We start from the raw sequence: 25,936 nt of genomic DNA on the forward strand, positions 1-25,936 counted from the left end.
GTACAAACTGCGTTTCTCTGCTCCTTCCTTTTTTCCGGCTCAAAAACAACCGACAGGCCTGCCCTCGCTCCTTGCAGGAATGGTCAATTTTCCCTTTCACCAAAAACGGCCGCTTTCACCGCCGCCGTCATTTCAGCCAGCAGCTTTTGCCATACCTCGGGCTCCCCTGCCAGAAAAAACTTCTGGTTGATCTCCAGCTCAAAGCCGGCGTACTGGTCATTCCTGAACTTCTTCCGGAGATACGTGGGTAAACCGTCATCTACCCCGGGGTACGGCGAATTGTACAGCACCTTCCGGCCTGGATTTAGCCTCTGGAGCTCGGCTTGCATAATGGCGGCGTAGTCCTTCTCCCCTGACCTGGCCGGGTCAAACAGAATCCCAATGTCTGCTTCCCGCACCTCTCCTTCTTTGGCCGGCGTGAACGTATGCACCGCCAGGTGTAGTACCTGCTGCCCCTTAGCTGTCTCGGCTTTGATCTTCTCCTCAACCTCATTCCGGTGCGGGTGGTAGTATTCGTTCAGGATATGTTGCTTCTCTTTCTGCGGCAAAGTTTTGGTGAAATGAGAGAACAACTCGTCACTGTCCAGTGACCTGTTGCCCTCCACCAGCAATCTTGAAAAAGTGGTGTAGAACAACGGCAGGTCCAACTCTGAGGCAAGATGTTTGGCCAGGCGGAGCGCCCCGAAATCAATAGCCTTGTGCGAATAAAGCTTCTCCTCCTTGCCTTTGAACAGGTGCTGGTATTGGTCCGGGATGTCATTGCCGGCATGTTCACAGGTCAGGAGGCAGGTCACAGGCATAGGTATCAGAATAAAGCGTAAGGTGTTTTCAAGCCGATTTTCAGAAAACAGCCCCTAAACACAGGAACCGCTTTCCAACCGGATTTAAGTTAAATATCGAACTTAAGAATGCTGCCCTTGGCGGTCACCTCCAAATGCACCATCGCCCCGAAGATGAGTGCTTTGTTCACCTTTCCGTGCCCTGCCGGAAATCCGAAACAGATAGGAAAATCGAATTCCTGCATCACCTCCAGGACAATCTCCTCAGGCGTTTTCCCGAAGGGCGGGTCATCGTCTTCCATTTCCACTAATTCTCCCACCACCAGGCCCCGCACGTACTCAAACTTGCCCGCCTGCTTCAAAGACCTGAGGTAACTATCCAACCGGAAATGCTTTTCGCCTACTTCTTCCAGAAACAGAATCTTTCCGTTGGTGTCCACCTCAGACATGGTGCCCTTGGCATTGCACAGAAGGCTCACATTGCCACCCACCAGTAAGCCCTGCGAGGAGCCCTTCCGGTTCAAAGGATGCGCTTTCACACTGTATTCCAATCTCTCCCCAAACAAAGCCTTGCGCAGAGATTCCCAGGAATCTTTGGTGTAACCGGCCTCCAGATCGGCTGCCATGGTGCCATGGATGGTGGCGGTGCTCAGCATACCCTGCACGTGCGTATGCAAAAACGTGGTATCACTGTACCCCACGAGCCACTTGGGTTTATACTTGAACTTACTGAAGTCCACCCTGTCAATGACCCGCACAATGCCGTAGCCGCCCATGGTCTGCAGAATGGCCCTGATCTGGTCATTGTCCAGCATTTCCTGCAGATCGGTTTGCCGGAGCTCATCCGGCCCCGCCAGGCTCCCCTCCCGCGCCCCGATGGTTTTCCCCAGCACCGGTGTCAGTTTCCAATCCTTCAGAATCTGCACCAACTCATCCACATATTTCTGCTCAGTAAAAGAACTGGTGCTCAGAAGCCCAACCTTATCGCCGGCCTTGAGAAAGGGAGGTAAAATCATGGTATTGCTTTTTCCTCCGCAACGGGAGTTTTCATCCCTGAGTTGAGGAAGGGTTTGAAATTAAGTAGTTTCCTCCGGAGGGGATTGCGTATTTGTACGGGTGACTTGCGCGTTGCTTTTGTTGCACTTAGTTCAAGGGTTTGTTTCTCTTAATGTTCTATTGGCTGTAGGCTTTTATGCCCGTTTGCAAAAGGCTTTCCTAAGCGTATGTCCCCCTTTGAAGGGGGTTGGGGATGACTTCTTCTGCAGATCCTTCTTCTCTCTTCTCTGGTTCAAGTTTTCAACTTGGACCTACTATGGTCTGCAGTTTGCAACTGCAGTGAGGCGTCAGCCTCAAAGGCACTTTATGAGTCTTTACTTACAACTATCTTCCTTACTCTGCCTCCAACGCTTGTTCCTCCGTTTGGAGGTTTGTCACTTTTCTCCTTGATGAGAAAAGTAACCAAAAGAATCAAGAAGAAAAGTAACTCGCTGACGCTCAAACAGTCTTTTCTTCATTCTTGTGACACCTCGCCACTGTCCTCTGTTGCATAGCTAACTAACGCCACTGCCATTGGAGCAATTCCTGCCTGCGGTCACCGGAGGTTGGGTTACGCACGCGCCCAACCTCCGCCTCCCTGCATGTTAGCTGCCTTGGCAGAGAACCGCTGCAATGCCTGCATCGTCCTTTCGGACGGATGGAAAATGCAGCTGTTCTCGTCTTGTTATCATTGGTTGAAAAATGTAGAGACAAGGCATGCCTTGTCTCCCACGGTTCCACCGCAATAGGCGGCTGCTACAGGAAATAACAGGCGCTACCTGAGGGCACCCACAAGAGATGCCCCTACATTTCTTGCCGTCTGCCGGAGAATGGCTCACCAATCCGTTGTGGATGCGTACCAACCCTGCTAACCGCTGGGGGTGTTATCACCAACAACCAAAACTGCAGCTAAACCACCTACTTCGCATTCCAGAATTCCCCTCCGCGGAGGGACAGGGGTGGGTACCTGTTTAGAGCATGTCTTCTGAAAAAGACCTCGAAATCAACTAAGCTAAAATCTTGCCTTCGCGCCTAGCCTTTGTTTAGTCAAACCATGGGAATTCGTAGCTTTGAGGCTTTACTTTCATAGAAAAGCAGGGGTAGTGGAAGAATCGGGGGAGAAAAGGCGGGCAGCGGCGGAGAGGAACGGGATTAATGTTCAGAATGAGCGGTCGTTGCATGCGGGCCTGAAGTTGTGGTATGCGCAGCCCGAAGACAGGTTTGAGGTACCGGTGGGTGGTTTCGTAATTGACCTGGTGCGGGGACCGCAGTTGGTGGAGATCCAGACGCGTAATTTCACGGCTATCCGGCCCAAACTGCAGGCCCTGCTCAAGGAACACAAGGTGCATCTGCTGCACCCCATCACGTTTGAGAAATGGGTGGTGCAGGTAGACGCCAAAGGTACCTCGGTGCTGTCCCGCCGGAAATCAACTTTCCGAGGGGCTCTGACCGATATCTTCGAGGAGTTGGTGCGCATCCCGGAACTGGTGAAGCATGAGGGGTTCACGTTGGAATTCCCCCTCATCAGGGAAGAGGAAGTCCGCTGCCGCGATGGGAAGGGTAGCAAGCACCGCAAGAAGGTGAGCATTAAAGACCGGAAACTCCTGGAGGTCATCAGCTCGCACCGCTTTAACTGCGCCCAGGATTTTCTGCTGTTTCTGCCGCCTAACCTGCCGCAGCCTTTCTCTAACCGCGACCTGGAGAAAGCCCTGCTCCTTCCCCTGCACCGGTGCCGCCAGATCACTTACTGCCTCCGCAAAATGGAGGCCCTCACCGTGGTGGGCAAGAACCGGAACGAACTTCTGTATAGCATTCTAAACCCGATCACTGCAGTTCAGGAAAAAAGTGCTCTCTCCTCTCCTTCCGTATAAAGGAATTCCTGTTTTTACCCTGATTTTCAGAAAACAAGCTTAAAGCTGCTCTTTGGCCGCAAGCGCCAGCCGTAGACAGAGCATCCAGCTTTGATGTCTTTAGGTATGAAGGGGTACGGCTTCTTTTCTTCTGGTCTTAGTTTTTAAGGGGTGGGCCGCATAACTGTGTGGCTTTTTGCCGTATGCATCATTTTGTCTCACTGTAAAGAAGCCAGTAAGATGCAAATCAGGAAGAGAGACGCTTACAGCACCGGACGGGTCACGGCCCGGCACGGAGTTCCTACCCAGGATAAACCTTTACAGGCTGGCGTGGTACAGCCGCTTGGCTTGGATTCCGCCAAAGACGGTTTGCTTTACCTCCCCAAGGGGTACGACCGGAGCAAACCGGCTGCCCTGGCCCTGATGCTACACGGCTCGGGTGGTAACCCTGAGCAGGGAATGTGGCTCCTCCAACGTTACGCAGATGACCACAACATCATCCTTATCTCCCCGGCCTCGCGCAAATACACCTGGGATGTGATCGTGACAGACACTTTCGGGCCCGATGCCATTTACATTGACCAGTCCCTCGCCTTTGCCTTTGATCACTTCAACATCGACCCGGGCAAGGTTGCCATTGGCGGCTTTTCAGACGGTGCTTCCTATGCCTTGTGCATGGGTTTAACCAACGGCGATGTCTTCACCCACATCATTGCCTTCTCTCCGGGTTTCGGCTTTACCCGCGAGAAACACGGCGCCCCCGCCGTTTTCATCTCCCACGGTGTGCATGACGGCATCCTGCCCATTGATCCCTGCGGCCGGTTGGTACACCGGGATTTAAAGAAGGAAGGATTGGAGGTGAAATACCTGGAGTTTGACGGTGAGCACGAGATCCCCTCCAACATCTCTCAAGCCGCCGTTGAATGGTTTTTGAAATAGTTAATAGCTACCCGGAAGTAAACTTAATTACCAGGTTTAGGCGAGGTAAAACCTTCTTCCTTTGAGGTAAATCCTTCTCTTTTTTATAATCCGGTTCATTACCGATACCGTCACCCTATTCCCTCATTTTTGGCATCCTATTTCTATCATACCTTGCCAGCCTATTCTCTCTTTTGTCATCCTGAAAGGATCTTGTGGGCCAGCTGTAATACCAGAAAATCATGGACATTCTCTTCCGGTTCAGCCTTCCTTGGTTTGTAAAAACTGCACCACCCAGTAACATGCCACTCCCTCCGGGCTAGTCAACCTCAAACCGCCACCTTCCTAAAACCCACCAACGTTCCTAGCTAAGTACATCAACCGTAGCGGATTGCACTCGTTAAAAAAGTGGTGTATTGTTTAACCTTAACTTACATACTATGGAAAGAGATGACAGAGATCGCTATGATAACGGTGGGAACAGACACCAAAACAGATTTGACCACTACCATGAAAATTGGTCTGACCAGGGCATGAGCCATGATGACCAGCATTATCCTTATGACTCCCGAAATGAATATCATCGGTCCGGGCAGTTTTATAACCGGGAGGAAGACTTCCGCCGGAATGACTCCCACCAGTACCGGAGAGACCAGGACGGCCGCCATCCCTACCAGAGCAATTACCGCCAGGACCGTGACCAGTTCGGGGACGCTTACCAGCGTAACTTCCGGCATGACCCTACCATGCCCCAGGGGCGGGAAGACGATGACCTGATGGGCAACATCCGGCAGGGCTACGGCATCTCCAGCTATGACGGCACCTCAGACCGGTTCAATACCTTAAATAGCGAGCAACACTACGGCGACCGGCAGGATGAGCAACCCTACTACTCCGGGGCTCAGGACGAATTCAGAAGCGCCCAGTTTGGCAGCGGCCTCGGCGACTCAGGATTGCACTCAGACCGGGGCGTCCCTAATTACAGCACCCGCTCTTTCCAGGAACCTTACGGCTCCGGCTTGGGCAGTTCTTACGGGGGCACCAATTACGGCGGCGGCACTGGTTACACCGGCGGGCACATGGGCGGTACCTGGGGGAATAACTCCTACGGCAGCTACTCAGGCAACATCAGCGGCTATGGCTCAATGAACGACAGTTCTTACGGCAGCGGCATGGGCAGTTCTGGCAACACCTCCTCCCAAAACAATGGCCGCAGCACCAGGGAACTGGGCGGTTTTTAGAAGGCTGCAAGCCTGGTGATATAGACACAGGTAGAGACACCTGATACCACATAAAGAAAGCGGCGGAACGGGTATTACCCCATTCCGCCGCTTTTCTGTTTTGAGTTATATGTCTAAGGCATTTACGCTTACTCGCAGATATAGGCATAGGAGGTGCTGGTGCCATCTGCCCCCATGCGGGTTAAAGGCCAGTTCTTGTCTGAATAGGTATACGTAAAGGTGCGCGAATAATTGAAAGGCCTCATATCTGAAGTGCCGGGTCCTTTCTGGGTACCTTCGGTGGACGTGGAAGAAACCACCGACACTGAGTTATTCTTAGACAAGGTAGTTGCCATAGAATTAGGATAGGTGTACATCAGATAAGGAACTCTGTAGTGCGGGTTGATCTTGTCATCATGCGTGTACTGCATATTGATCACCACATCTGATAAGACCTCGGCTCCCCTGAACGAAAGAACCCGGTACTCCCGGCTTCTGATCATGTTTCCATTGGCGTCATAGGTGTAGGTGATGTCATTGGTGAGGAGGGGCGCCGACCCTAACAGAAAGTAATTCTTTGACGTGACAATCTGTTTCTGGGCATTATACCCCAACTCTATCGAGGAATTCAGTCCCAGGTTACCGTTCCGATCGGTATAGAGATTGATCTTCCGCAGCAGGTTTTGGTTGTCATATTCAAACGTGTAGTACTGCATCTCCCGGCCATTCTGCAGGGTAACAGTTCTACTCACTCTACCCTGGCCATCATACTCGGCTACAAGGTTGAGCGTAGTGGCCGCAGGCAGATTGGTGGTTTCATTGATCACCTCCAGGCGGTCGTTGCCATAGACAAAATCCCGGGTGCGGGTCTGGCCAGTGTTAGGGTTGGTAAACACCTCCCGGGTAAAGTAACAGGCACTGTCTACCACAGGATCTGGGTCCTCTTTTTCGTTTGAACCACAGTTCATGGTGAATAGAGAAAGCGCCAGGAGAAAGCAATAGTTTCGTAGATTTTTTATCATAGACGGGTCTTTAAAATTTCAGCCATCTAATGTAGGCGGCCGGCACCTAATTTACCAAAAATGACGAGGTAAGTAGCTGCCGCCGCCCATAAAAATTTGAGGTCTGGGTGTTACCAGAATTGGCATCAGAAGTCCATCGGTGGCGTAAGGTTTCAGCGCAAACCTTTGGTAGAAGCTCATCATCTGAAGCACCCTGCTCAGGTGGCTCCTGCCCCTGGACGCCCCTGCCGTATTCGCAAAACCAACACCCAGCATCTCCAAGCAAGGTTAAAACTGATAAAAAACTACTATCCAGCATCTTACATGCTTTACAGCCAGTACAATCCTTATATCTGATTTATTCTATACTCCTTTAGGGTTTATCCGTATAAACCCCTACACAAAAGAAGTTATACCATGAAACTGTTAAACCAAACCTTCGCCCTTAACCTCGGCTTTGCCGGTATGCTGCTGTTCTCTTCCTGCTCCCAGGAAGCGCAAAGAGAAACCAACGCTGAAGCAAACGAAGTAGGAGCCGAAACTCGCGCGGCCGGATCTGAGATCTCCAGCGAGGCGAACGAAGCCGGCAATGAGGCCGACCGTGACCTGAATGACTTCTCCACCTGGGTAAGCGAAAAGACATCCCGCGCGAAAACCGCCACCAAAGAAGAATGGCAGGAACTCAAAACCGAGTACAAAACCCGCGAGGCCGAACTTGAGGCCAAAAGCAGCACCTGGGACGAGAAAACCAAACAGAAATGGCAACAGACCAAAAACTCCTGGAACAAATTTGAAGACTCCACCCAGGCCAGACTGGGCATCCCGGAAGACAAGGACTAAGGTTTGATAAAGAATAGAAATTCTGCACGAGAGAGATGGGGGGTTGTTTCCGGCGTCTCTCTTTTTTTGTAGTGATTTCTAGAAATGTGTTAAAAATGTTCTATGCTGCAAGTTTGAGGGGACCATTTACTATAGTTGGCGGGTTTGCTTATAGATTGTAACTGGCTTGGTACAAATTGGCTTGCTACGTAATCAGGTAGTGTGTTGCGCCAGTTACAAACTAGCGGTCATTGGTCCTCCAAGTTACCGCTTCGCTTAAACTTGAAGGAGAGTCCCGTTGGCCTGAAGGAGAGCCTCCGCTGGCGCGAGCGTCCCGCACGTGTCCGCACGCATTCCGAACCTCTACCTACAACCGCAGCCCAGCTCCCCTTTCTCAAAGCCCTTTGCCTGCAATACCCAACTTCAATCCAGGTCAATGTCAATGATTCCTTTGCCGCCGCTATAATCAAGGGCACTGCTATACTTCCAATGGTGTGGTTCAGAGACAAAACCAGCCTCTACCGGATTATTGTGAATATACTGTAGCTTTTGCTCAATAACTGCAGGGCTCCACAGTTCAACCGGTTGGTTATGTTGTTGCCAAAACTGCCGCTTTTGGACATTGCTGTTCTTCAAACCGGCCCTTTCCATTAACCACAACATCCACTCTTTCCGGCTTTCCTGAACGTTTTCTGCAATGGCTTTCTGCATCTGCTTTGAGGTATGCGCCTTAAAATCCTTCAGAACCGTACTTGGGTTATTTTCTTTCGAGCGGAAAAGCAAATGCACATGGCTCGGCATCACGCACCAGGCATATATCTCCATTCCTTTGTGTTTCCGGCAGTAAGCAAGGCTATCCGTCACAATCTGGAAATACGCTTCCCGGGTAAACACATCTATCCAATAGACCACCGCAAAACTTACAAAGTACAGACCTTCCTGATTGTAGAACTTATACTTTCGGCTCATTTGCTTTTGGGCTCTAACAAAATGCAACTTCATTCACCCCGCTGGCGCGAGCTTGCAGCTCGTGTCCGCACGCGTACCTGATCCTCTTTTGCTGATTAACTTACCCTTTCTACTACTTGGCTTGCATTACAATAGTAAAACAATGTTACTACGTAAATAATGTTAATCAGCAATGCGTGCGGACACGAGCTGCAAGCTCGCGCCAGCGAATCTACTAATGTAGTTTAAAGCTGATTGAATTAAACCAGCCTCAAAACACACCAATTCCCACTTACCCCCTCAACGCTTCTGCCAAAAACGGAGCTGTCTTGCTGCCTGAGGCCTCCGCTACTTCCTCCGGGGTACCAGCCGCCACAACAGTTCCTCCCTCCTCTCCTGCGCCAGGACCCATATCTATCACCCAGTCTGAGGCGGCGGCGACGCGCATGGTGTGTTCTACCACCAGCACGGTGTTACCGGCGTCAACCAGTTTCTCCAGTTGGGCCATGAGTTTGTCTACGTCGGAGGGGTGTAGGCCGGTGGTGGGTTCGTCTAAGACATATAGGGTGTTGCCGCGGCTGAGGCGCTGGAGTTCGGTGGCGAGTTTGATGCGCTGGGCTTCTCCGCCGGAGAGCTCGGTGGCGGGCTGGCCGAGGCGCAGGTAGCCCAGGCCTACTTCGCGCAGCACGGTGAGGATGCGGTGGAGCGTGGGTTCTTCGTCAAAAAAGGCCCAGGCGGCGTCTACGGTGAGGTCCAGGACCTGGGCGATGTTGAGGTCGCGGTAGGTGACTTCCAGGGTCTGGGCGTTGTAGCGGGCGCCGTGGCAGACGGGGCAGGGCGCGTACACGCTGGGCAAAAAGAGCAGTTCCACCATTACGAAGCCTTCACCCTGGCAGTTTTCGCAACGGCCTTTGGCGACGTTGAACGAGAAGCGGCCGGCGTCATAGCGGCGTTTTTTGGCCAGCGGCGTCTCAGCGAAGAGTTTGCGGACGTGGTCGAAGAGGCCGGTGTAGGTGGCCATGTTGGAGCGGGGCGTGCGGCCGATGGCTTTCTGGTCTACCCGCACCAACCGCTTGATCTGCTCCATGCCGCTCACGATTCTGCCGCCCAGGGTCTGCGGGGCGGGGCTCTCCAGCGCATCTCTTTCCTCTTCCTCGGGCTGGAGTTCCTGGCCCAGGTGTTCGGCTACCAGTTCTACCAGCACCTGGCTCACCAGGCTGCTCTTGCCCGAGCCCGACACGCCCGTGACAGTGGTGAACACGCCCAGCGGAAACTCGGCAGACAAGTTATGCAGGTTGTTGCGGGTCACGCCGCTGAGTTTGAGCCAGCCGGAGGGCGTGCGGCGCGGGCGCGTTTGCAGAGGGGCCGAGCCGAACAGGTAGGCGGCGGTTTGGGAGTTAGTGACTTGTTGCAGGCCATCGGGCGGACCGCTGTAGAGGACTTCGCCGCCTTTCTCGCCGGCGGCGGGGCCTACGTCCACGAGCCAATCGGCTTGCCGGATCACATCCAGGTTATGCTCTACCACAAACAGGGAGTTGCCCGCTTTCTTCAGGTTGGCCAGAGCGGTGAGCAGGGCTACGGTATCACTGGGGTGCAGGCCCGCCGAGGGTTCGTCCAGCACGTACACCACTCCAAATAAATGCGAGTACAGCTGCGTGGCCAGCCGCAAGCGCTGCAACTCGCCGGGCGACAAGGTGGGCGTGCTTCGTTCCAGAGACAGGTACCCGAGGCCCAGATCCAGCAGCACCTGTATGCGGGCTACCAGGTCCTGGGCAATGCGCTGCTTGGCGATCTGTTGCTCGGGGTGGGCCTCATCTTGCGCGGCTGGACCAGGGGCCGAGGCGTTTACGTACGGTTGCAGGGTCTGGGCCACGCGTTTGAGGGGCAGGCGCGACAGCTCGGTAATGTCATAGCCCGCGAAGGTGACGGAGAGCGAGGCGGGGTTCAGGCGTTTGCCGTGGCAGGTGGGGCAGTCTGTGTGGAGCATGTACTGCATCACCCGCTTTTTCATCTGGGGGCTGTTGGTGTTGGCGAAGGTATGGAACACGTGCCGCCGGGCGCTGGTGAAGGTGCCCATGTAGTTGGGTTCCTCTTTGCGCTGCAGGGCGCGGCGAGTTTGCTCTGGGGTATAGCCAGGGTACACGGGCACCACGGGTTGCTCCTGGGTGAACAAAATCCAGTCGCGGTCTTTCTGGGGCAGCTCGCGCCAGGGTTTGTCTACGTCATAGCCCAGGGTCATTAGGATGTCGCGCTGGTTCTGGCCGCCCCAGGCGGTGGGCCAGGCGGCAATGGCCCGCTCCCGGATGGTGAGCGAGGGGTCTGGCACCATGCTTTCCTCGGAGACCTCGTAGATGCGGCCCAGGCCGTGGCAGGTGGGGCAAGCCCCCTCGGGGGTGTTGGGCGAAAATGCCTCGGCGTAGATGATGGGTTGGCCTGGCGGATAGTCTCCGGCCCGGCTATACAGCATGCGCACCAGGTTAGAGAGCGTGGTTACGCTGCCCACGCTGGAGCGGGTGGTGGGCGTGCCGCGTTGCTGCTGCAGGGCTACGGCCGGGGGCAGGCCCTCAATGGCGTCTACCTCGGGCACGGCCATCTGGTGGAACAGCCGCCGCGCGTAGGGGCTCACACTCTCCAGGTAACGGCGCTGGGCCTCGGCGTACAGCGTCCCGAACGCCAGCGACGACTTCCCTGACCCCGACACGCCCGTGAACACCACCAGCGCGTCTCGGGGAATGGTGAGGTCTACGTTCTTCAGGTTATGCTCGCGTGCCCCGCGTATGGTGACGAAGCCGGTGAAAGGGATATTTGATGGGGAATTGGAGTCCATGGTCATAAAATAATTGACAGATTCCTCCCTACTAAATTTTATAAGAGTAGGAAATCAATCATTAAGCAAGGTACCTATTTGCTACCTTTATTGTTTCTTAATCTATTTTACCGCTGCTTGAGCGATATGAACAAATCTGCTTTTGCTATTTATAACCCTATGTATTGGGTAGGCACCTTATTGATTATTTTCATGGGGCTGTATATGGTGTTCTCGGGCAAAAAGGAATTGTCAGAATTTGAACAGGTCACCGGGCCAATCACAAGTATCTTAGAAAAGCATCCAGATTTTCCAAGGAGAGCAGGCCCCAAAGACCGATACATTCAAGTAGCAGGTTTTGAGAAAGCCTTTGAGGTCTATTTAGGAGGGGAATCAGGAGATTTTCTTCCTGATTTTCAATCCATCGCCAAACTGAGGCCAGGCGACACGGTGACGGTGTACTATGAAGAAGCCCCGTTTTTTGCTCAATCAAATGGGGAAGCCGAGAAGATTATCTTTTTCACCCAACAGATAGAAAAAGAAGGGAAGCCACACTACATTAGAGGAGACTTCAATCTTTTCTTTGGCAATTTTATGATCATCGCGGGCGGCCTCATAGCGGCTTTCCTTTTTATATACAGAAACAAATGACGGAGTTAAAGCAACGGGCACAGTTTACTAAGAAAGAATTTTACCTGGAGAAGACTGGGGTGAAAGTGGTTTCTAAAACCCTGCAGGAAAACCTGGAATACACCATTAAGTATGAAGAACTTGGTTTTGAACAGGTAAAGAAACAGGAGAAGGGTGCTATGATAGGGGTCATATTTTTTGGCCTGCTGCTACTGCTTGACTTATACCTGCTCGTTGATGCCCTAATCAATGGAGAACGCTTAGTAGAGGTTCTCATGTGGGCGGCAAGTGCTGTTTTCTTTGGGTTCTTAACAGTATTCGCCTTGCAAAGCCTCAATAAAGAGGTGGTGTATTTAACAGGTGGCACCAAGGTACTGGAATTGTTCAGGTCCTCTCCTTCTAAGGGGGAAGTTGATAATTTTATTGCTGCATTGTATGAACAGATTAAATGTTACTACAAGAACAAGTTTGGGAACATTGAGCCTCATTTAAGCCGTGAAGTTCACCTGGCAAGATTTGAGTGGCTAATGGAAATGGGCTATATTGACGAAGAGGAACATGAGTATTTAGTTTTTCAACTTCAACTAAAAGACCTGCTCACCTAATAAGAAGTTCTACCAACCTAAAGCAGAAGAGCCGTTTTGAAGCTGTTTAAATGAAAACAGTTTCAAAACGGCTCTTCTGCTTTACAGCACTGAATGGAATTTGTCTTGCAACACGAACGCCAGGGACGACTTTCCTAACACGCCCATGAACACCACCAGCGCGTCTCGGGATGGTGAAATCCATGTTCTTCAGGTTTTGCTCGCGTGCACCACGAACGGTGACGAAGCTGGTAATGGGATTTTCATCTGCTTGAAAATGCAAATCCACCATATACTTACTTAACAATACTTTATAATAATTAAATGATGATTTAAAACCATAAAAGGTATTTCCCTATATTTAGATATCCAAAAACCATACTTAGCTAAATCAATGAACCAAATTGACTATCTAAACAAAATCAAGAAATATTTAGGCTGGTACCAACAGATTGTAAAAATAAGCTCTGCAAACAATGAATATGATATAAACATTCATTCAGAAAATATTTTGATTCCAATCCTAAACCTAGTTTTTGAAAGCAATTTTAAGAATGCAAATAACGAGGTAAAGAATGCCGATTCAATCGACTTAATAGACATCACAAATAAAACTGCGATTCAAGTTACATCAACTAACAAAATATCTAAAGTTAAAAACACTTTAGAGAAGTTATCAAAATCTACAAATTTTAAGGATGTAAAAACGTTATTCATTTATATACTAACAGACAAACAAAGCAGTTACTCCCAAGAAAGCATTGACAAAAGCAAAGACAAATTTAAATTCAAGGCAAAAGAACACATTTTAGATGCATCTGACATATATAACAAAATAAAAACACAGAATAATTTCGACAATATAAGGGAGATAGCAAATCTACTAGAAAGACAATTTTCTGAGAGCAAGATAAATGGCATATTCACCTTTAAACAACTAGAAGAATTCAGAGAAAGTTATAAAGAAAAATGCCTAACCAACTTCTCAAGACTAAATTTCTTTGGTTTATCAATCAGTAAGAAACCTAGGGAAGTTGAACTTTACTCTCTTTTTGTGTCACCGACATTTAGCTTAAACACATCTAAAATAAAAGTAAACATTGAAACTCATTATAATAAATTAAAATCTAGAATTTATGAGGAAAGTATATTTGAATTAAAAGAAGCATTAAAAAATGAGATAAAAATAAAACTAGAAACAGATAAAATTGAATCAATTGAAGCTTATGAAATTCTAAGTAAAAACGATTTTTTTTATTCAACTACAAAAGGAATTGAATTCTCCAAACTATATACTATCCATAATAACATTGTTCTTTTAGGCAATCCAGGGGCAGGAAAATCTTCAATGATTAAATACTCTATTTGCAAAATACTAGAGAATGATACTGATGTTTTCGAAAGTTCGGAAATTTACAAAACTTTACCTTTAAGAATCGAACTTCACAAGTATAACCAAATAAAGACCTCAAAAAATATTGGCATTGTAGATTACCTTGAATCATTACTTAAGGAAGAATACCAGCTCAATATCTCGGCTGAGAATCTCCAATATATTTTACAGTATTTTCCAACTTTAGTATTTTTTGATGGTTTGGATGAGATTTTTGATATACAAGAAAGAATTTCTGTAAGAAATGATATTGAGAATTTCGTTAAAAGCTATCAAGAATCGAAAGTTCTTGTAACTAGTAGATTTGAATCATACGAGGAAGTGAATTTAGATGGTAAGCAATTCAGCAGCTTAGTTGTAAACAACTTCAATGATTCCCAAGTTGAGAAATATGTAAACAACTGGTATAATCTTGAAGAACCCAATAAAGTTATTCGAGAAAACGAGATCAAGAATTGTCTTCAACAACTAAAGAATGTTGATCCCGAATTAAAATACAATCCTCTACTGTTATCCTTGATTTTAATTCTTTACCGAAATGAATTAGAAATTCCTACTAGTAAATTGAAAATATACGAAGGTTGCACACAAACAATAGTCGACACACGTGACACCAATGAAAAGAAGCTTAAGATTAATTTGAAAGTTGGAAATAAAGTTTCTGTATTCTCTTCCTTAGCATATTGGCAATTTTCAGAAAGTGGAAAAAATAGAGTTTTCAATTATACCAATTCCCAAAACCACATCAAACAATATCTCCTTGAAAAAAACGAATTTTCTGAAGACAATTTAGCAGACTCAGCAGCAACTGAGTTTTTGGAGTTTGCTAAAACTAGATCAATTTATTTAGAAAATAAATTCACTCACAAAACATTCTTAGAATACTTTACAGCCTATTTCATCTTTAGCAATTATTATTCAAAGCACAAAAATCAACATATATTCAAAAACATATTAACAAACTTTATTGGTTTATCATCTTGGGCAGTAGTTTTGGAACTCCTTATATGTAAAATTGATGATCAAATGATTGACTTTGAGGTTTTAGATGAAATCATTGAAGAACAAGTAAATAAAAATGGGATAGATGCTATTTTATTTTTTCTTCAGATCATCAAATATCTTAAAAACGTAAGTCCTAGAATTTCAAATTTCCTTTTTGAAAATTCAATCCAAAGCTGTTTTGATCTTACTAGCAAATCAAAAGACAATAAAAATGATTACAAAGAACATCTTTTTAACAGCTTATTAGCACTCTATACTTTAGAAAAATTCAAGCCTTTAATAGATCAATCATTTGAAAAACTCATAAAAAGAAAAAGTCCAAATTTAAAAGAAGAAAATCTTGGAATTTTTGCTTATGAATTATCAATAGCATCTGGAGAGACTTCCCTAATAAAAATTTTAAAAGAAAACTCTTTAAACTTTGATAATGAATATTTATTTATACTTGATCATTATCCTTTTTTATTAAACGAAAACACTTACCTAGATTCCTTATCTGAATTCATAAAAAAATTTAGCCTTAACTCAACACATAAAATATACAGTTCATATTTTAAACAAAAAATATTTTTTGGGTCTAACAAATTCAATTGGTGTATTTCGTTTTTATTCAAAGAAAACACAAGCATATTATCAAGAAAGAATAAACTTTTCTTAAGTGGAATAACCTATGCTATACTCAACTCATCGGCTTCCAAAGTTTCTGCGACTTTAAATTTAGACCCTATTGAACTTAATAATCTACTAAAGAATAATAAGGACTTAAAGCTAGAGCAGTTTATAAAAAAAATAACAAAAACCTACTACCCAGGCGTAAGCTTAAAAGACCCTAAAAGCAACAGCTATTTCTATGAAAAATTCTACCCAAAGTTTATAAATTAATTTTTATTAAAAAATGCTTAAGTAATTTTCTACCTGTTTTAAATATTTAAACAAGTAGAAAATTACGGCAAACAAAGAAAAAAATTACTCACTCAGTCCCGCCTATGCTCCACACTGAAGCTTCTACTCCGCTGGCGCAAGCCCTCCAAAACCGAGTTTACTCCATTGATGTGGTCCGGGGTTAGCCATTGTACTCATGGCGTTGGACCACGTGCCGAATTTGTAGCACTTACCCGCATCCACAAGCCTACAAAGCAAAACCCCGTTCTGGGCCTGTTTTCTGAACAACAAGCCCAGAACGGGTTTTCTATTCCATCCTCCCCTAAGCGTCCTTCTCCTTATAAGGAATGGTGTTGCGTAGGCTTGCAATCCGTTCCTCGCTGAAACCAGGGAGGGGCAGGTCATCGGCCTCGCGCCATTGGCGTACCTTGGCCTCGGCGGCCTGGGTTTTCTCCTCAGACAAGCCGGTGTCGCGGCCCAGGTACAGTGTCTGGGACGGAAACGCCAACCCCGATCCGCTGGCATTGATCACGTCCAGCATGCGCAGCAGCAGGTCTTCCTGGATCTCCAGAAACTCGTTGTAATCCGCGGTCATCACGTAGGAGAACACCTCCAGGTTATACGAGGAGGCCCCCACGCCCACAAACCGCACGCGGGCCGACTCAGGGTCAATCTTGGGGTGGGCGTAGAGAATGCTCCGAAGTTCCACCAGCAGGTACCGGATCTGGTCGGGGCTGGTGTCACAGCGCACGCCAAAGGTGGGGTGGAACCAGACGCGGTCGCGGTGCGCGAAGTTCTCAATGCGCTGCGAGGAGAAATCGCCGTTGGGGATGGTGACCACCGTGCGGTCGTTCGTCCGCAGGCGGGTAGAACGCATGCCAATGGATTCCACGGTGCCGGTGGTCTCGCCCACCTTGCAGAAGTCCCCTACCCTGATGGGCTGATCGGCGATGAGCGTTACGCTGCCCACAAAGTTCTCCACGGTTTTCTGCGCGCCCAGCGCCAGGGCAATACCGCCAATCCCCAGGGCCGCCAGACCGGTAGTCACGTCAAAGCCCAGCGTGCCCAGAAATGCAATCACCCCGAAGACCACAATCGCGATCTTGGCCCCGCGCCGCAGGAACAGCACCGCCGAGAGCGCCGCCTGGTTGCGTTTGCGGGTAAGGCGCCGCTCCAGGTACTGAGACATCACCTCAATCAGGCGCCACAGCAGGAGCAGGAACACTGCCAGCCCAATAAGCACCGTTAACTGGCTAAACTGCTGGCGCACAATAATAGAGATACCCACCCGCTGCGTAGTGATAATAAACAGCCATAAAGCCAGGTACAGTTGAATGGGCAGCGAGAACGCCTGGATGATGGCCGCAATATGCTCTTCGCGGGCCCGGCGCCAGCCGCGCTTCAAGAAAAATACCGATGTCTTGATCACCACCCAGGACGCCGCATAGGCCAGCACCGCAATGAGCAGCAGGAAAAACCACTGCCCCACCGGCACGCCGTTCCATTTGGTTTCCACGGCAACTTGCGGCATCACCTTGTCGGCGAGGGGCTTGTCTGCCTCCTCAATGATGGGAGGAATGCGCTGCACGGTTTGGGAAGAGAAAAGCCATATGGGGCCGCCTTCCGCGTCTTCCATCTTCTCCAGAAACAGATCAAACTCCTCGCCGTTGACGGTTGCCTCCCCTACCCGTTCCAGGTTGGGTCCCAGGTTATCGTCTTCGCGGCCTTCGTAGGTATCGCTCAACAAAGAGTATGGGACAATCTCGCCGCTCTGGTCTAAGAGCCGTTGCAGCGCATGCGCCAGCTTGGCGCCGTTCTGTTTCTGGTCAAGGGTGCTGTCCAGGTTCAGGTACAGGGCGGCCTTTTCATAGTTCTCCCGGGCGATGGACCTGATAAAGCCCTGCACCGCTCCCCGCGGCGTACGGCGGCCCAGGGTATCAATGGGCCAGTCGGGTTCCACCGCTTCGGCGGCGGTGGTGTCTTTGGCCTGCTCCTGCGCTAGGGAAGGCAGCGAAAGCAAGGTCAGGGCAAAGAGCAAAAAATAGCATCTCAGGCCCCTGGCCCAGGTATGTTTTTCAAGAAAAGGAAAGGGGCTGAATACGGGCAATAGTTTAATCATAAGGGATCTCTGTGGTGAAATAATAACACAGGCAGTAGGCAGAAAACCAGGGTACAGGCTGGCCTGGTTTCAGGCAAGGCACCTTCCGGCTTCGGTTCTGGCCCACTTGCCTTAAAACGATTCCTGGGTTCATGTGTTATGAAATCCCCGCAGAACCAACTCAATGTAGGCGGGCATTCAAAAGCTTTTCCCCTCAGCAATGATTATTTCCCTTCTCCCCCTGGGTAAGCTGAAACCATCCTCTTCCGGCTTTTTGCCTGGGCACCTGAAAGTCCGTTTGGCAGTCTGCAGATGGTTAATCAAAACTGCAGAATTATTCTGGCTTCCGGTGCACGAATTTACCCCTACTGCACGGTAAGGCTTCTTCTACCTTCTGCGGCAAATACCAGAACACTCAAAAGTAAATACGGATTTTCACCAACAGGCGGGTTTTAGGGCTTCTACAAGCCAACGTTGTCCCCCGGGTTTTGCGTAAGGTGCACTTTCAGAGGTACCAGCCCCCCAGGGCTAAGAACGCGTGCTTCCAACGCGGCCAGCGCGTCCCTTTTTTAAACCGGCATCCTCAGGTAACCGGTTGAGAGAACTGATCGGCGTTTGGCCTTTACTTTCGGGAAAAGGGGCAGAAAACAGGCCGGGAAACCAGGCCTGTTAAACAAGAGGAAAAAGTTATTTCTCAAGACAAACAAGTTTAGACCTACAGATATGGATGCAGCTTTGCGCCAGAACCAAAGCAATGGGATTTTAGGGAACTATCAGATTCCGCCGCAATTTTTAGACGAAGTATTCATGGCCCCGGGCCAGGTGCACCCGCACTACCAGGCCGTGTACCAGCAGTTCCAGGAGTTTTCCAAAGAAGATTTCAAGGAGTTGAATGAGCACGCCAAGATGTCTTTCTTCAACCAGGGCATTACCTTCTCGGTGTACTCAGACAAGTCAAAGGGCGTGGAGCGCATCTTCCCCTTTGACCTGTTTCCGCGCATCATCCCGGCCCAGGAGTGGGCCCACCTGGAAGAAGGCATTATCCAGCGGTGCCTGGCCCTGAACCTTTTCATGCAGGACATCTACTCCAAACAGCACATCCTCAGAGACAAGGTAGTCCCCGCTGAGCTCATCTTCTCGTCTAAGAACTATCTCAAGGCCATGCTGGACTTCAAACCCATTGGCGGCATTTACAACCACATCTCGGGCACTGACCTCATCAAGCACTCAGACGGCCAGTATTATGTGCTGGAAGACAACCTGCGTTGCCCCTCAGGCATCAGCTACGTGCTCTCTAACCGTGTGGCCATGAAACGGATCCTGTTCCAGATGTTCCGGCAGTTTAACGTGAGCACTGTGCAGGAGTATCCGCAGGAACTGCTGGCCACCATGCAGAGTGTAGCGCCCAAGGGCATTGACGCGCCTACCTGCGTGGTGCTTACCCCCGGCGTATACAACTCGGCTTACTTTGAGCATGCTTTCCTGGCCCTCACCATGGGCGTACCGCTGGTAGAAGGCCGCGACCTGTACGTAGAGAAGAACTTCGTGTACATGAAGACCATTAACGGGCCCAAACGGGTAGACGTGGTGTACCGCCGCCTGGACGATGACTTCCTGGACCCGATGGCGTTTAAACCAGACTCCATGCTGGGCGTGCCCGGCATCATGGCGGCTTACAAGAAAGGCAACGTGAACCTCTTGAATGCGCCCGGCACCGGCTTCGCCGATGACAAGGCCGTGTACACCTACGTGCCCGATATTATCCGGTACTACCTGCAGCAGGAGCCTATCCTGAACAACGTGCATACCTACCGCTGCGAGAAAGACGATGACTTCAAATACGTGCTGGAGAACATGGCCAACCTGGTGATCAAACCCGTGGATGAAAGCGGCGGCTATGGTATCCTCATCGGGAACAAGGCTACCAAAGAGCAGCTAGCCGAGTTCAAAACCCTGGTAACCGAGAACCGGCGCAAATACATTGCCCAGCCCATCATGAACCTGTCTATGCACGCCACTTTCATTGAGGGCGAAGACCAGTTTGAACCCCGCCACGTAGACTTGCGCACCTTCACGCTTCTGGGCAAAGACCGCCAGTTCGTGCTCAAAGGAGGTCTCTCCCGCGTGGCCCTCAAGAAAGGCAGCCTCATTGTGAATTCCTCGCAGGGCGGCGGCTCCAAAGACACCTGGGTCATGATGGAAGACGGCGCCGGCATGTTCATGCACCAGAACGGCTCCACAGAACAAAGCATGACCATGGACGGCCAGACCATGACCATGGGCCCGCAAGGCATGTCCATCGGTACGGAGGGCAGCATGTCTATGGGCAAGCCCGGGGCGGAGTAAAAGAGGTGTAGGGGCAAAACTGATCTGCACGAGTGGGTCATCCCCCTACCCCCTTCAAAGGGGGACCACCTGCTTTCCCGACCATATTTAATTATTACTTCATAAATACTTCAGCTGATAAGTCCCCCTTTGAAGGGGGTAGGGGGATGACAAGGCAGCAGAAAGAAGCGAAACCAGTAGCTATGAAACGAACCTAGCAACTTTAACAAACTAAATGTTTTAAGCTGATGCCTCTGAACCACCATTACAACAAGAACCTGAAGCCATTTGCCAGAGTAAAAAGGGCAGATTCTACCAGAGCGGAGGTTAGGTTGTGGTGTGAAGTGTTTAGCAAAGGCCGAATGGGGTACACGTTTTTAAGGCAGCGCCCGGCAGCCAGGTTCATCGCTGATTTCATGGGCCCGGATTTGAAATTGATTATTGAAGTAGATGGGTACACCCACCATTTCAAAACAGAAGAAGACCAGGAGAGAGACCAGGCATTAGCAGAATTGGGATTCACAGTCTTGCGGTTCACGGATGGAGAAGTAATGAAAGACATCTCCAATGTGCAGCGTACCGTTGAGCACTGGATTGAGAAAAACAAGGCATAAACAGAAACACCATTGGGGAATTGGTGACCAGCAGAAGCAGATCATTCCCCTACCCCCTTCAATGGGGACCAACAGATAAAGTAAACATAAGAATAGAAAATCAATCTCCTTGGTCAGTATTCCTGCCCCAGGACTCATAACTCTAGACTCAGAACTACACAACCACATATGCTATCAAGAATTGGAAACAGCTTGTTTTGGATGGGGCGCTACATTGAGCGGGCCGAGCACATTGCCCGTTACACGCGGGTACAGTATGTCTCCTCAGTAGATGCGCCGCTGGGCCCGCACCGCGAATTAGTCCTTGAATCTATCCTGAACATGGCGGGCAGCAAGGAGGCGTATTTTGGGGTACATGACAAGCTGGAAGATGACAAGGTCATTGACTTTATCTCCATCTCTGAATCTAACCAGTTCTCCATACTCAGCTACATTGGCCGCATCAGGGAGAATGCCCGCGGCTCCCGCGATAATATCTCCATTGAATTATGGGAAGCCATTAACCGGTTTTACCACAAGGTGAACGAGCTCATGACCTCAGAGATGGCCTCAGAAGAGATTGAATTCTTTTCCCGCAGAATTGAGGAGAACAGCTATATCACCAAGGGCTACATTGAAAATACCTTGCTCCACAATGATGTCTGGATGCTGATTTCCCTGGGCATGCACCTGGAGCGCGCCATCCAGGTTATCAGAATCCTGCAAACCAAACTGGATGACATTGAGAAGCTGGAGTTCCTGAAGCAGGGAAACGCCCTGGAGAACTACCAGTGGAGCACCACCCTCAAGAGCACCGAGGCCTTTGACATGTTCATGCGCTGCCACAGAACCAGCCCTACCCGGTCACACGTACTGGATTTTTTGCTTTTTGATAGCCAGTTTCCCAAGTCTGTTGCGTATAGCATGGATTGGATCAGGAAATGCATTGAGGGCATCTCTTTTCAGCAGGAAGAAAGCCGGAAAGAATCGCTGGAGTTCATGGCCGGGAAACTGGCCTGCCGTTTCCAGTACCTCACCATAGAGGAAGTAGAAGACCGGGCTTCGCAGTTCCTGCAAAGAACCCTGGAGAACATCTATGAGATTGCTAACCTACTAGACGTAAAATATTTAAAATACCATTGATGCCAGTTATGGCCTTGCCTATATGAAAACAGAATACGAGGTGGTGTACCGCACCCACAACACGTATGAAGAAAATGTGAGGGAGGCCTTCTTTTCTTTTCAGGTGCTACCCTGCCAGAACGAGAGCCAGGTGGTGCGCAGCGTTTCCCTGAGCAACTCTCTGAGCGCCGATACCTTTCAGCACCTTAATCCTTTTGGCTTTGAGGTGATCAGCCTGCACACGGTGGAACCGTTCAACACCTTTGAGTTTGAGATGCGGGCCGTGGTGGAAAAAGACCAGACCTGGTTTCCGGTAGAAGGCACACTGACCGTGGAGGAAGAGCAACGCCAGCTGCAGGACCACCTGTTCTACCTGGAGAATCACCTGTACCTGGGTTTTGACCATTATACCCGCATTGCGGATAACCACCGCCCACAACTGCCCATGCGGGAGCCCCACGAAACAGTGTATGGTTACCTGCAAAGGCTGAACTCCCATATTTATGAACTGCTGGAGTTTGACCCCGAGCCCACCCACGTGTGCACCAGCGCCAACGAGGTGCTCAAACTACGCCGGGGTGTGTGCCAGGATTACACGCACCTGTTCCTGGGCATTGCGCGCTTGAACAGGATTCCGTGCCGATATGTGTCTGGGTACCTGAACCAGGGCCTGCACCTGACAGGCTCTGCCGTGATGCATGCCTGGGCTGAGGCGTATATACCCGGCTTCGGGTGGCAAGGCTTTGATCCCACCAATAACCTGCTGGCAGACGCACACTACATCAAAGCCACCCACGGGTCAGACTACGCCGATTGCAGCCCCATCAAAGGCACCATTAAGACCAACGGCAAGCAGAAAACCAGTTACGGCGTAAGCGTTCATCCGGTGCAGGAGACATCCTTTGCCCTGCAAGAACAAACGCAGTCCAGCTTTCAGGAGTAAGCGGATTTGCATTACCAGGGTGGCTATTAATAGCTGCCAATAAAGAACCTTTAGCATGAAAACATTTCACTGCAGTTGCGGTAATAAATTATTCTTTGAGAATTCTTTCTGTGTGTCCTGTAACCGCGAGGTAGGTTGGTGCCCGGTATGCGAGGGCATGCACGCCATGGAACTGGACGGCAAGGGCGGCTACACCTGCACCAACAAGGAGTGCGGCGCCCATGTGGTGAAATGCTACAACTACTCTACCTACAATGTCTGCAACCGCATGGTGGAAACCCCGGCGGGCCAGCCCCACAAGTTTGACCAGCTCTGCGAGTATTGCCAGCTCACTGAGACCATCCCTGATTTATCAATAGAGGGCAATGCCCAGAAATGGTACGACCTGGAGGTGGCCAAACGCCGCCTGCTCTACCTCCTGGATGAACTGGGCCTGCCCTACGGCTCCAAAGCCGAGAACTTTGAACTGCCCCTCTCCTTTGACTTCAAAGAAGACGTGGAGGCCTCCCCCATCCTGGGCTGGATTGGCCTGGAGAAAGGCGAGAAGGTCTTCACCGGCCACGCCGATGGCAAGATCACCATCAACCTCAGCGAGGCAGATCCTGTGGAGCGCGAGAAACTGCGCGTCTCCTTCGGAGAGACGCACCGCACCCTCATTGGCCATTTCCGGCACGAGGTAGGCCACTACTATTGGCAACTGCTGGTCCAGAACAAAGACGAAGAAGCCTACAAAGCGGTCTTCGGCGACCATGAAAACCCCACTTATTCCGAGGCCATGGACCTGTATTACAAAAACGGCCCTAAACCCAACTGGCAGAACAGCTACATCAGTGCGTACGCCACCATGCACTCCTGGGAAGACTTCGCTGAAACCTGGGGAACCTACATGGACATGATGGCCGTCCTGGACACCGCCGACAACCACGACCTTCTGGAACTCCCCAGCGACGACCTGGTAGACACCCGACTAGAGGAAATGCTCATCCGCTACGCAGACCTAAGCCTGAAAGTAAACGAAGTGAACCGCTCCCTGGGCCTCCCAGACCTCCTCCCCGAAACCTTCTCAGAACCGGTCGTAGAAAAACTGCGCTACATTCACCGCCTCATCCAGAAGAACAGGAAAAAGGAATAGGCTTTTCCGTTAAGAACTTTGCCTATCCTTTCTGAAATTCATGCCCGGGAAACAATCATCCGTTTAGCGCCTATTTTATCAAAACAGGCGCTAAACGGATGATTGTTTCTACCTACTCCTGCCGCAAGTTTGAGCACAGCGGTAACTTGTGGCTTATCATGATGCCAGTTTGTAATTGGCTTGGTACGTATCCAGATCCTATTTTGCGCCAGTTGCAAACTGGCGGTCATTTCTACTCCACGTTACCGCTGCCCTCAAACTTGAAGCATGTTATGAAGTAGGTCTTAACTAAACAACCAGCATATCTCACATGACCACCTCCCGCTGGCGCGAGCGTCCCGCTCGTGTCCGCACGCATTCCAGATAGTTTTATTGTCATCCTGAAAGGATCTTGTGAGCAAACGGTAATAGCGTTTCACCAAGGTTTTTCTAGTTCGCCCACAAGATCTTTCCAAGATGACAGGAGTGTGTGAATGGATAATACCCGGGAATGCGTGCGGACACGAGCGGGACGCTCGCGCCAGCGATAGAAGCAAAGCAAAAAGACCTCCTGTTTAGGGGCTGTTAAAATGAAAACAGCCCCTAAACAGGAGGTCTTTCTAAGGGTTAACCTTGACTTAAAAGGAACCTAACTTAAAGCAGCTTCTTGAAGAAGGGCTCCAGTTCTGCGGCCATGACGCCGTGCTCTTCTACGTTGGGGTGGCCGGTGCAGCCGGTGGCGCGCATGGGTTTGAAGAAGTGCAGGGCTACGGGTTTAGCGGCGGGATAAGTGGCATCCACCTGGGCCTTCACGGCACTGAGGCAGTTCTCCAGGGCTTGCTTTTTGGCACCGTTCATCATAGGGCTACTCAGCAACGCGATCTGGGCCTTGGGGTATATGGCTTTTACGTTCTTCACAAACCCGATATAAGCCTTCACGAAAGTGGCGCTGTCAAAGGGTAGCCGTGGGGTTTTGCCGTCGCCGTCGCTGAAATCATTGGTGCCCAAGGCGATGGAGACAATCTGCGGGGAGAACCGGCTGAAGTCCCAGCGCTGCGGGTTCTTGTCCTGAAAATCTATCTTCTCGTAGACCTCGGGCAAGGTGGGGCCGTTGCTGTTCCAGTTGCGGTAGGCGCCATAGCCGCTTACGCTGCTCAAGATAAAATCGGCCTTCACGGCACGGGCAACCTGGGGGCCATAGGCCATGTAGGCATTGTGCTGGTCGTGGTACTCGCCGGTGCCGCAGGGTACCTCAGACGGATCAGCGGCCGCCCCGCACGTGATGCTGTTCCCGATGAACTCAATCAAAGGTTTAGAAGCAGGTTTCAGGGCCGATACTTTGGGGCCGGTCACTTTCCGGATCACCACCGGACCAGAGTGCGCCTCGGTGGTTTTATAGACCCAGACGGTGTGCTTGCCAGATGTGGGTGCGGTAATGACCAGCGTATCTTGTGGACCGTCTATTCTGATTCTCTTCTGGTAAACGCCGTCCAACTCATATTGCAGGTAGCTATGGCCTTTTGGGTTAAAAAGCGAAGTCATCACCTGGGCCTGGGTGCCTTCAAAGCTGAACCCAAAGTGCACCGCCGAGCTGATCAGTTCCAGCCCCTGGACCTTATTCACCTGGAAGCGCCCTACTGGCTGCAAGGCGGTAGCGGGCAGTTCCTGAACCTGGCCTTCCGAAGTTCCCGGCACCGCGGTACAGCCCACCTGCAAAACACAAAGCACGGCGGCTAAGTAAGCGTATCTGTTTTTCATAGAGATTTAATAAGGCTACACATTGCAAGAATAAAGATATTCCGGTGGGTTTCCATGCGCCAGTAGGATTAACCTTGCCATTGCCAGGTCATGGCTGGCGCGAGGATGTGAATGGG

20 protein-coding genes are annotated in these 25,936 nt (G+C 50.1%); 12 read left to right on the top strand and 8 right to left on the bottom strand.

All coding sequences use genetic code 11. The features are described 5' to 3' along the window. Positions 1-83 precede the first annotated feature (83 nt). Entirely contained in the window at positions 84-800 is a 717-nt protein-coding gene (locus tag J3P34_RS21260; protein WP_210490644.1) for an N-formylglutamate amidohydrolase, read from the bottom strand. An 89-nt stretch (positions 801-889) separates the two neighbouring features. Beyond that, positions 890-1,795, bottom strand: coding sequence for a S66 peptidase family protein (locus J3P34_RS21265; protein WP_210490645.1), 906 nt, complete (start codon positions 1,793-1,795; stop codon positions 890-892). Positions 1,796-2,917: 1,122 nt separating this feature from the next. On the opposite strand from J3P34_RS21265, the gene J3P34_RS21270 reads away from it, so the two are divergent. The 3 genes from J3P34_RS21270 to J3P34_RS21280 all read left to right on the top strand — a co-directional run bounded on the left by J3P34_RS21270 (position 2,918) and on the right by J3P34_RS21280 (position 5,823). Continuing rightward, positions 2,918-3,685, top strand: coding sequence for a DUF8091 domain-containing protein (locus J3P34_RS21270; protein WP_210490646.1), 768 nt, complete (start codon positions 2,918-2,920; stop codon positions 3,683-3,685). Between the two features lie 219 nt (positions 3,686-3,904). Further along, a complete protein-coding gene (locus J3P34_RS21275) occupies positions 3,905-4,603 on the top strand; it encodes an alpha/beta hydrolase (protein ID WP_246853843.1) in 699 nt (232 codons plus the stop codon). A 419-nt stretch (positions 4,604-5,022) separates the two neighbouring features. After that, on the top strand, positions 5,023-5,823 hold the full coding sequence (locus tag J3P34_RS21280; RefSeq protein ID WP_210490647.1) for a hypothetical protein: 801 nt from the start codon (positions 5,023-5,025) through the stop codon (positions 5,821-5,823). A 128-nt stretch (positions 5,824-5,951) separates the two neighbouring features. On the opposite strand, the gene J3P34_RS21285 is transcribed toward J3P34_RS21280, so the two are convergent. Then, positions 5,952-6,824, bottom strand: a complete 873-nt coding sequence (locus J3P34_RS21285) for a hypothetical protein (RefSeq protein ID WP_210490649.1) — start codon at positions 6,822-6,824, stop codon at positions 5,952-5,954. A gap of 396 nt (positions 6,825-7,220) precedes the next feature. Between J3P34_RS21285 and J3P34_RS21290 the strand changes: the two genes are divergently transcribed. Next, complete coding sequence (locus J3P34_RS21290) at positions 7,221-7,643, top strand: hypothetical protein (protein ID WP_210490650.1); 423 nt, start codon at positions 7,221-7,223, stop codon at positions 7,641-7,643. A 402-nt stretch (positions 7,644-8,045) separates the two neighbouring features. Here J3P34_RS21290 and J3P34_RS21295 read toward each other — a convergent pair whose 3' ends face one another. Then, positions 8,046-8,624: an REP-associated tyrosine transposase gene (locus J3P34_RS21295; protein ID WP_345890390.1), complete on the bottom strand. Its 579-nt coding sequence runs from the start codon at positions 8,622-8,624 to the stop codon at positions 8,046-8,048. A 238-nt stretch (positions 8,625-8,862) separates the two neighbouring features. Continuing rightward, positions 8,863-11,397 (bottom strand): excinuclease ABC subunit UvrA, encoded by a 2,535-nt coding sequence (uvrA, locus tag J3P34_RS21300; RefSeq protein WP_210490652.1) that lies wholly within the window; start codon positions 11,395-11,397, stop codon positions 8,863-8,865. Between the two features lie 126 nt (positions 11,398-11,523). Here uvrA and J3P34_RS21305 point away from each other — a divergent pair, with 126 nt between their 5' ends. Both J3P34_RS21305 and J3P34_RS21310 read left to right on the top strand, forming a co-directional pair. Further along, positions 11,524-12,027 (top strand): hypothetical protein, encoded by a 504-nt coding sequence (locus J3P34_RS21305; RefSeq protein ID WP_210490653.1) that lies wholly within the window; start codon positions 11,524-11,526, stop codon positions 12,025-12,027. Beyond that, positions 12,024-12,611: a hypothetical protein gene (locus J3P34_RS21310; protein WP_210490654.1), complete on the top strand. Its 588-nt coding sequence runs from the start codon at positions 12,024-12,026 to the stop codon at positions 12,609-12,611. Before J3P34_RS21305 ends, J3P34_RS21310 begins: the two co-directional genes overlap by 4 nt. A 46-nt stretch (positions 12,612-12,657) precedes the next feature. Here the strand turns inward: J3P34_RS21310 and J3P34_RS21315 are convergent, their stop codons facing one another. Next, the gene (locus J3P34_RS21315) at positions 12,658-12,882 is read right to left on the bottom strand and encodes a hypothetical protein (protein ID WP_210490655.1); all 225 of its coding nucleotides are present in this window, start codon (positions 12,880-12,882) and stop codon (positions 12,658-12,660) included. Positions 12,883-12,984: 102 nt separating this feature from the next. Between J3P34_RS21315 and J3P34_RS21320 the strand changes: the two genes are divergently transcribed. Continuing rightward, positions 12,985-15,870, top strand: coding sequence for an SMEK domain-containing protein (locus J3P34_RS21320; protein WP_210490656.1), 2,886 nt, complete (start codon positions 12,985-12,987; stop codon positions 15,868-15,870). Positions 15,871-16,192: 322 nt separating this feature from the next. Here the strand turns inward: J3P34_RS21320 and J3P34_RS21325 are convergent, their stop codons facing one another. Continuing rightward, the gene (locus J3P34_RS21325; RefSeq protein ID WP_246853844.1) at positions 16,193-17,908 is read right to left on the bottom strand and encodes a mechanosensitive ion channel family protein; all 1,716 of its coding nucleotides are present in this window, start codon (positions 17,906-17,908) and stop codon (positions 16,193-16,195) included. 783 nt (positions 17,909-18,691) lie between these two features. On the opposite strand from J3P34_RS21325, the gene J3P34_RS21330 reads away from it, so the two are divergent. The 5 genes from J3P34_RS21330 to J3P34_RS21350 all read left to right on the top strand — a co-directional run bounded on the left by J3P34_RS21330 (position 18,692) and on the right by J3P34_RS21350 (position 24,083). Continuing rightward, a complete protein-coding gene (locus J3P34_RS21330; protein WP_210490658.1) occupies positions 18,692-20,314 on the top strand; it encodes a circularly permuted type 2 ATP-grasp protein in 1,623 nt (540 codons plus the stop codon). 227 nt (positions 20,315-20,541) lie between these two features. Next, positions 20,542-20,907, top strand: a complete 366-nt coding sequence (locus J3P34_RS21335; protein ID WP_210490659.1) for an endonuclease domain-containing protein — start codon at positions 20,542-20,544, stop codon at positions 20,905-20,907. A gap of 168 nt (positions 20,908-21,075) precedes the next feature. Beyond that, entirely contained in the window at positions 21,076-22,029 is a 954-nt protein-coding gene (locus tag J3P34_RS21340) for an alpha-E domain-containing protein (protein WP_210465424.1), read from the top strand. 22 nt (positions 22,030-22,051) lie between these two features. Continuing rightward, on the top strand, positions 22,052-22,951 hold the full coding sequence (locus J3P34_RS21345; RefSeq protein ID WP_210490660.1) for a transglutaminase domain-containing protein: 900 nt from the start codon (positions 22,052-22,054) through the stop codon (positions 22,949-22,951). A 55-nt stretch (positions 22,952-23,006) separates the two neighbouring features. After that, a complete protein-coding gene (locus J3P34_RS21350) occupies positions 23,007-24,083 on the top strand; it encodes a zinc-binding metallopeptidase family protein (RefSeq protein WP_210490661.1) in 1,077 nt (358 codons plus the stop codon). Between the two features lie 633 nt (positions 24,084-24,716). On the opposite strand, the gene J3P34_RS21355 is transcribed toward J3P34_RS21350, so the two are convergent. Then, positions 24,717-25,820 carry an SGNH/GDSL hydrolase family protein gene (locus J3P34_RS21355; protein WP_210490662.1) on the bottom strand — a complete coding sequence of 368 codons (1,104 nt, stop codon included), beginning with the start codon at positions 25,818-25,820 and terminating at the stop codon, positions 24,717-24,719. Between the last annotated feature and the right edge of the window lie 116 nt (positions 25,821-25,936).

This window comes from Rufibacter aurantiacus (assembly GCF_017916345.1).
Classification (GTDB): domain Bacteria; phylum Bacteroidota; class Bacteroidia; order Cytophagales; family Hymenobacteraceae; genus Nibribacter; species Nibribacter roseolus.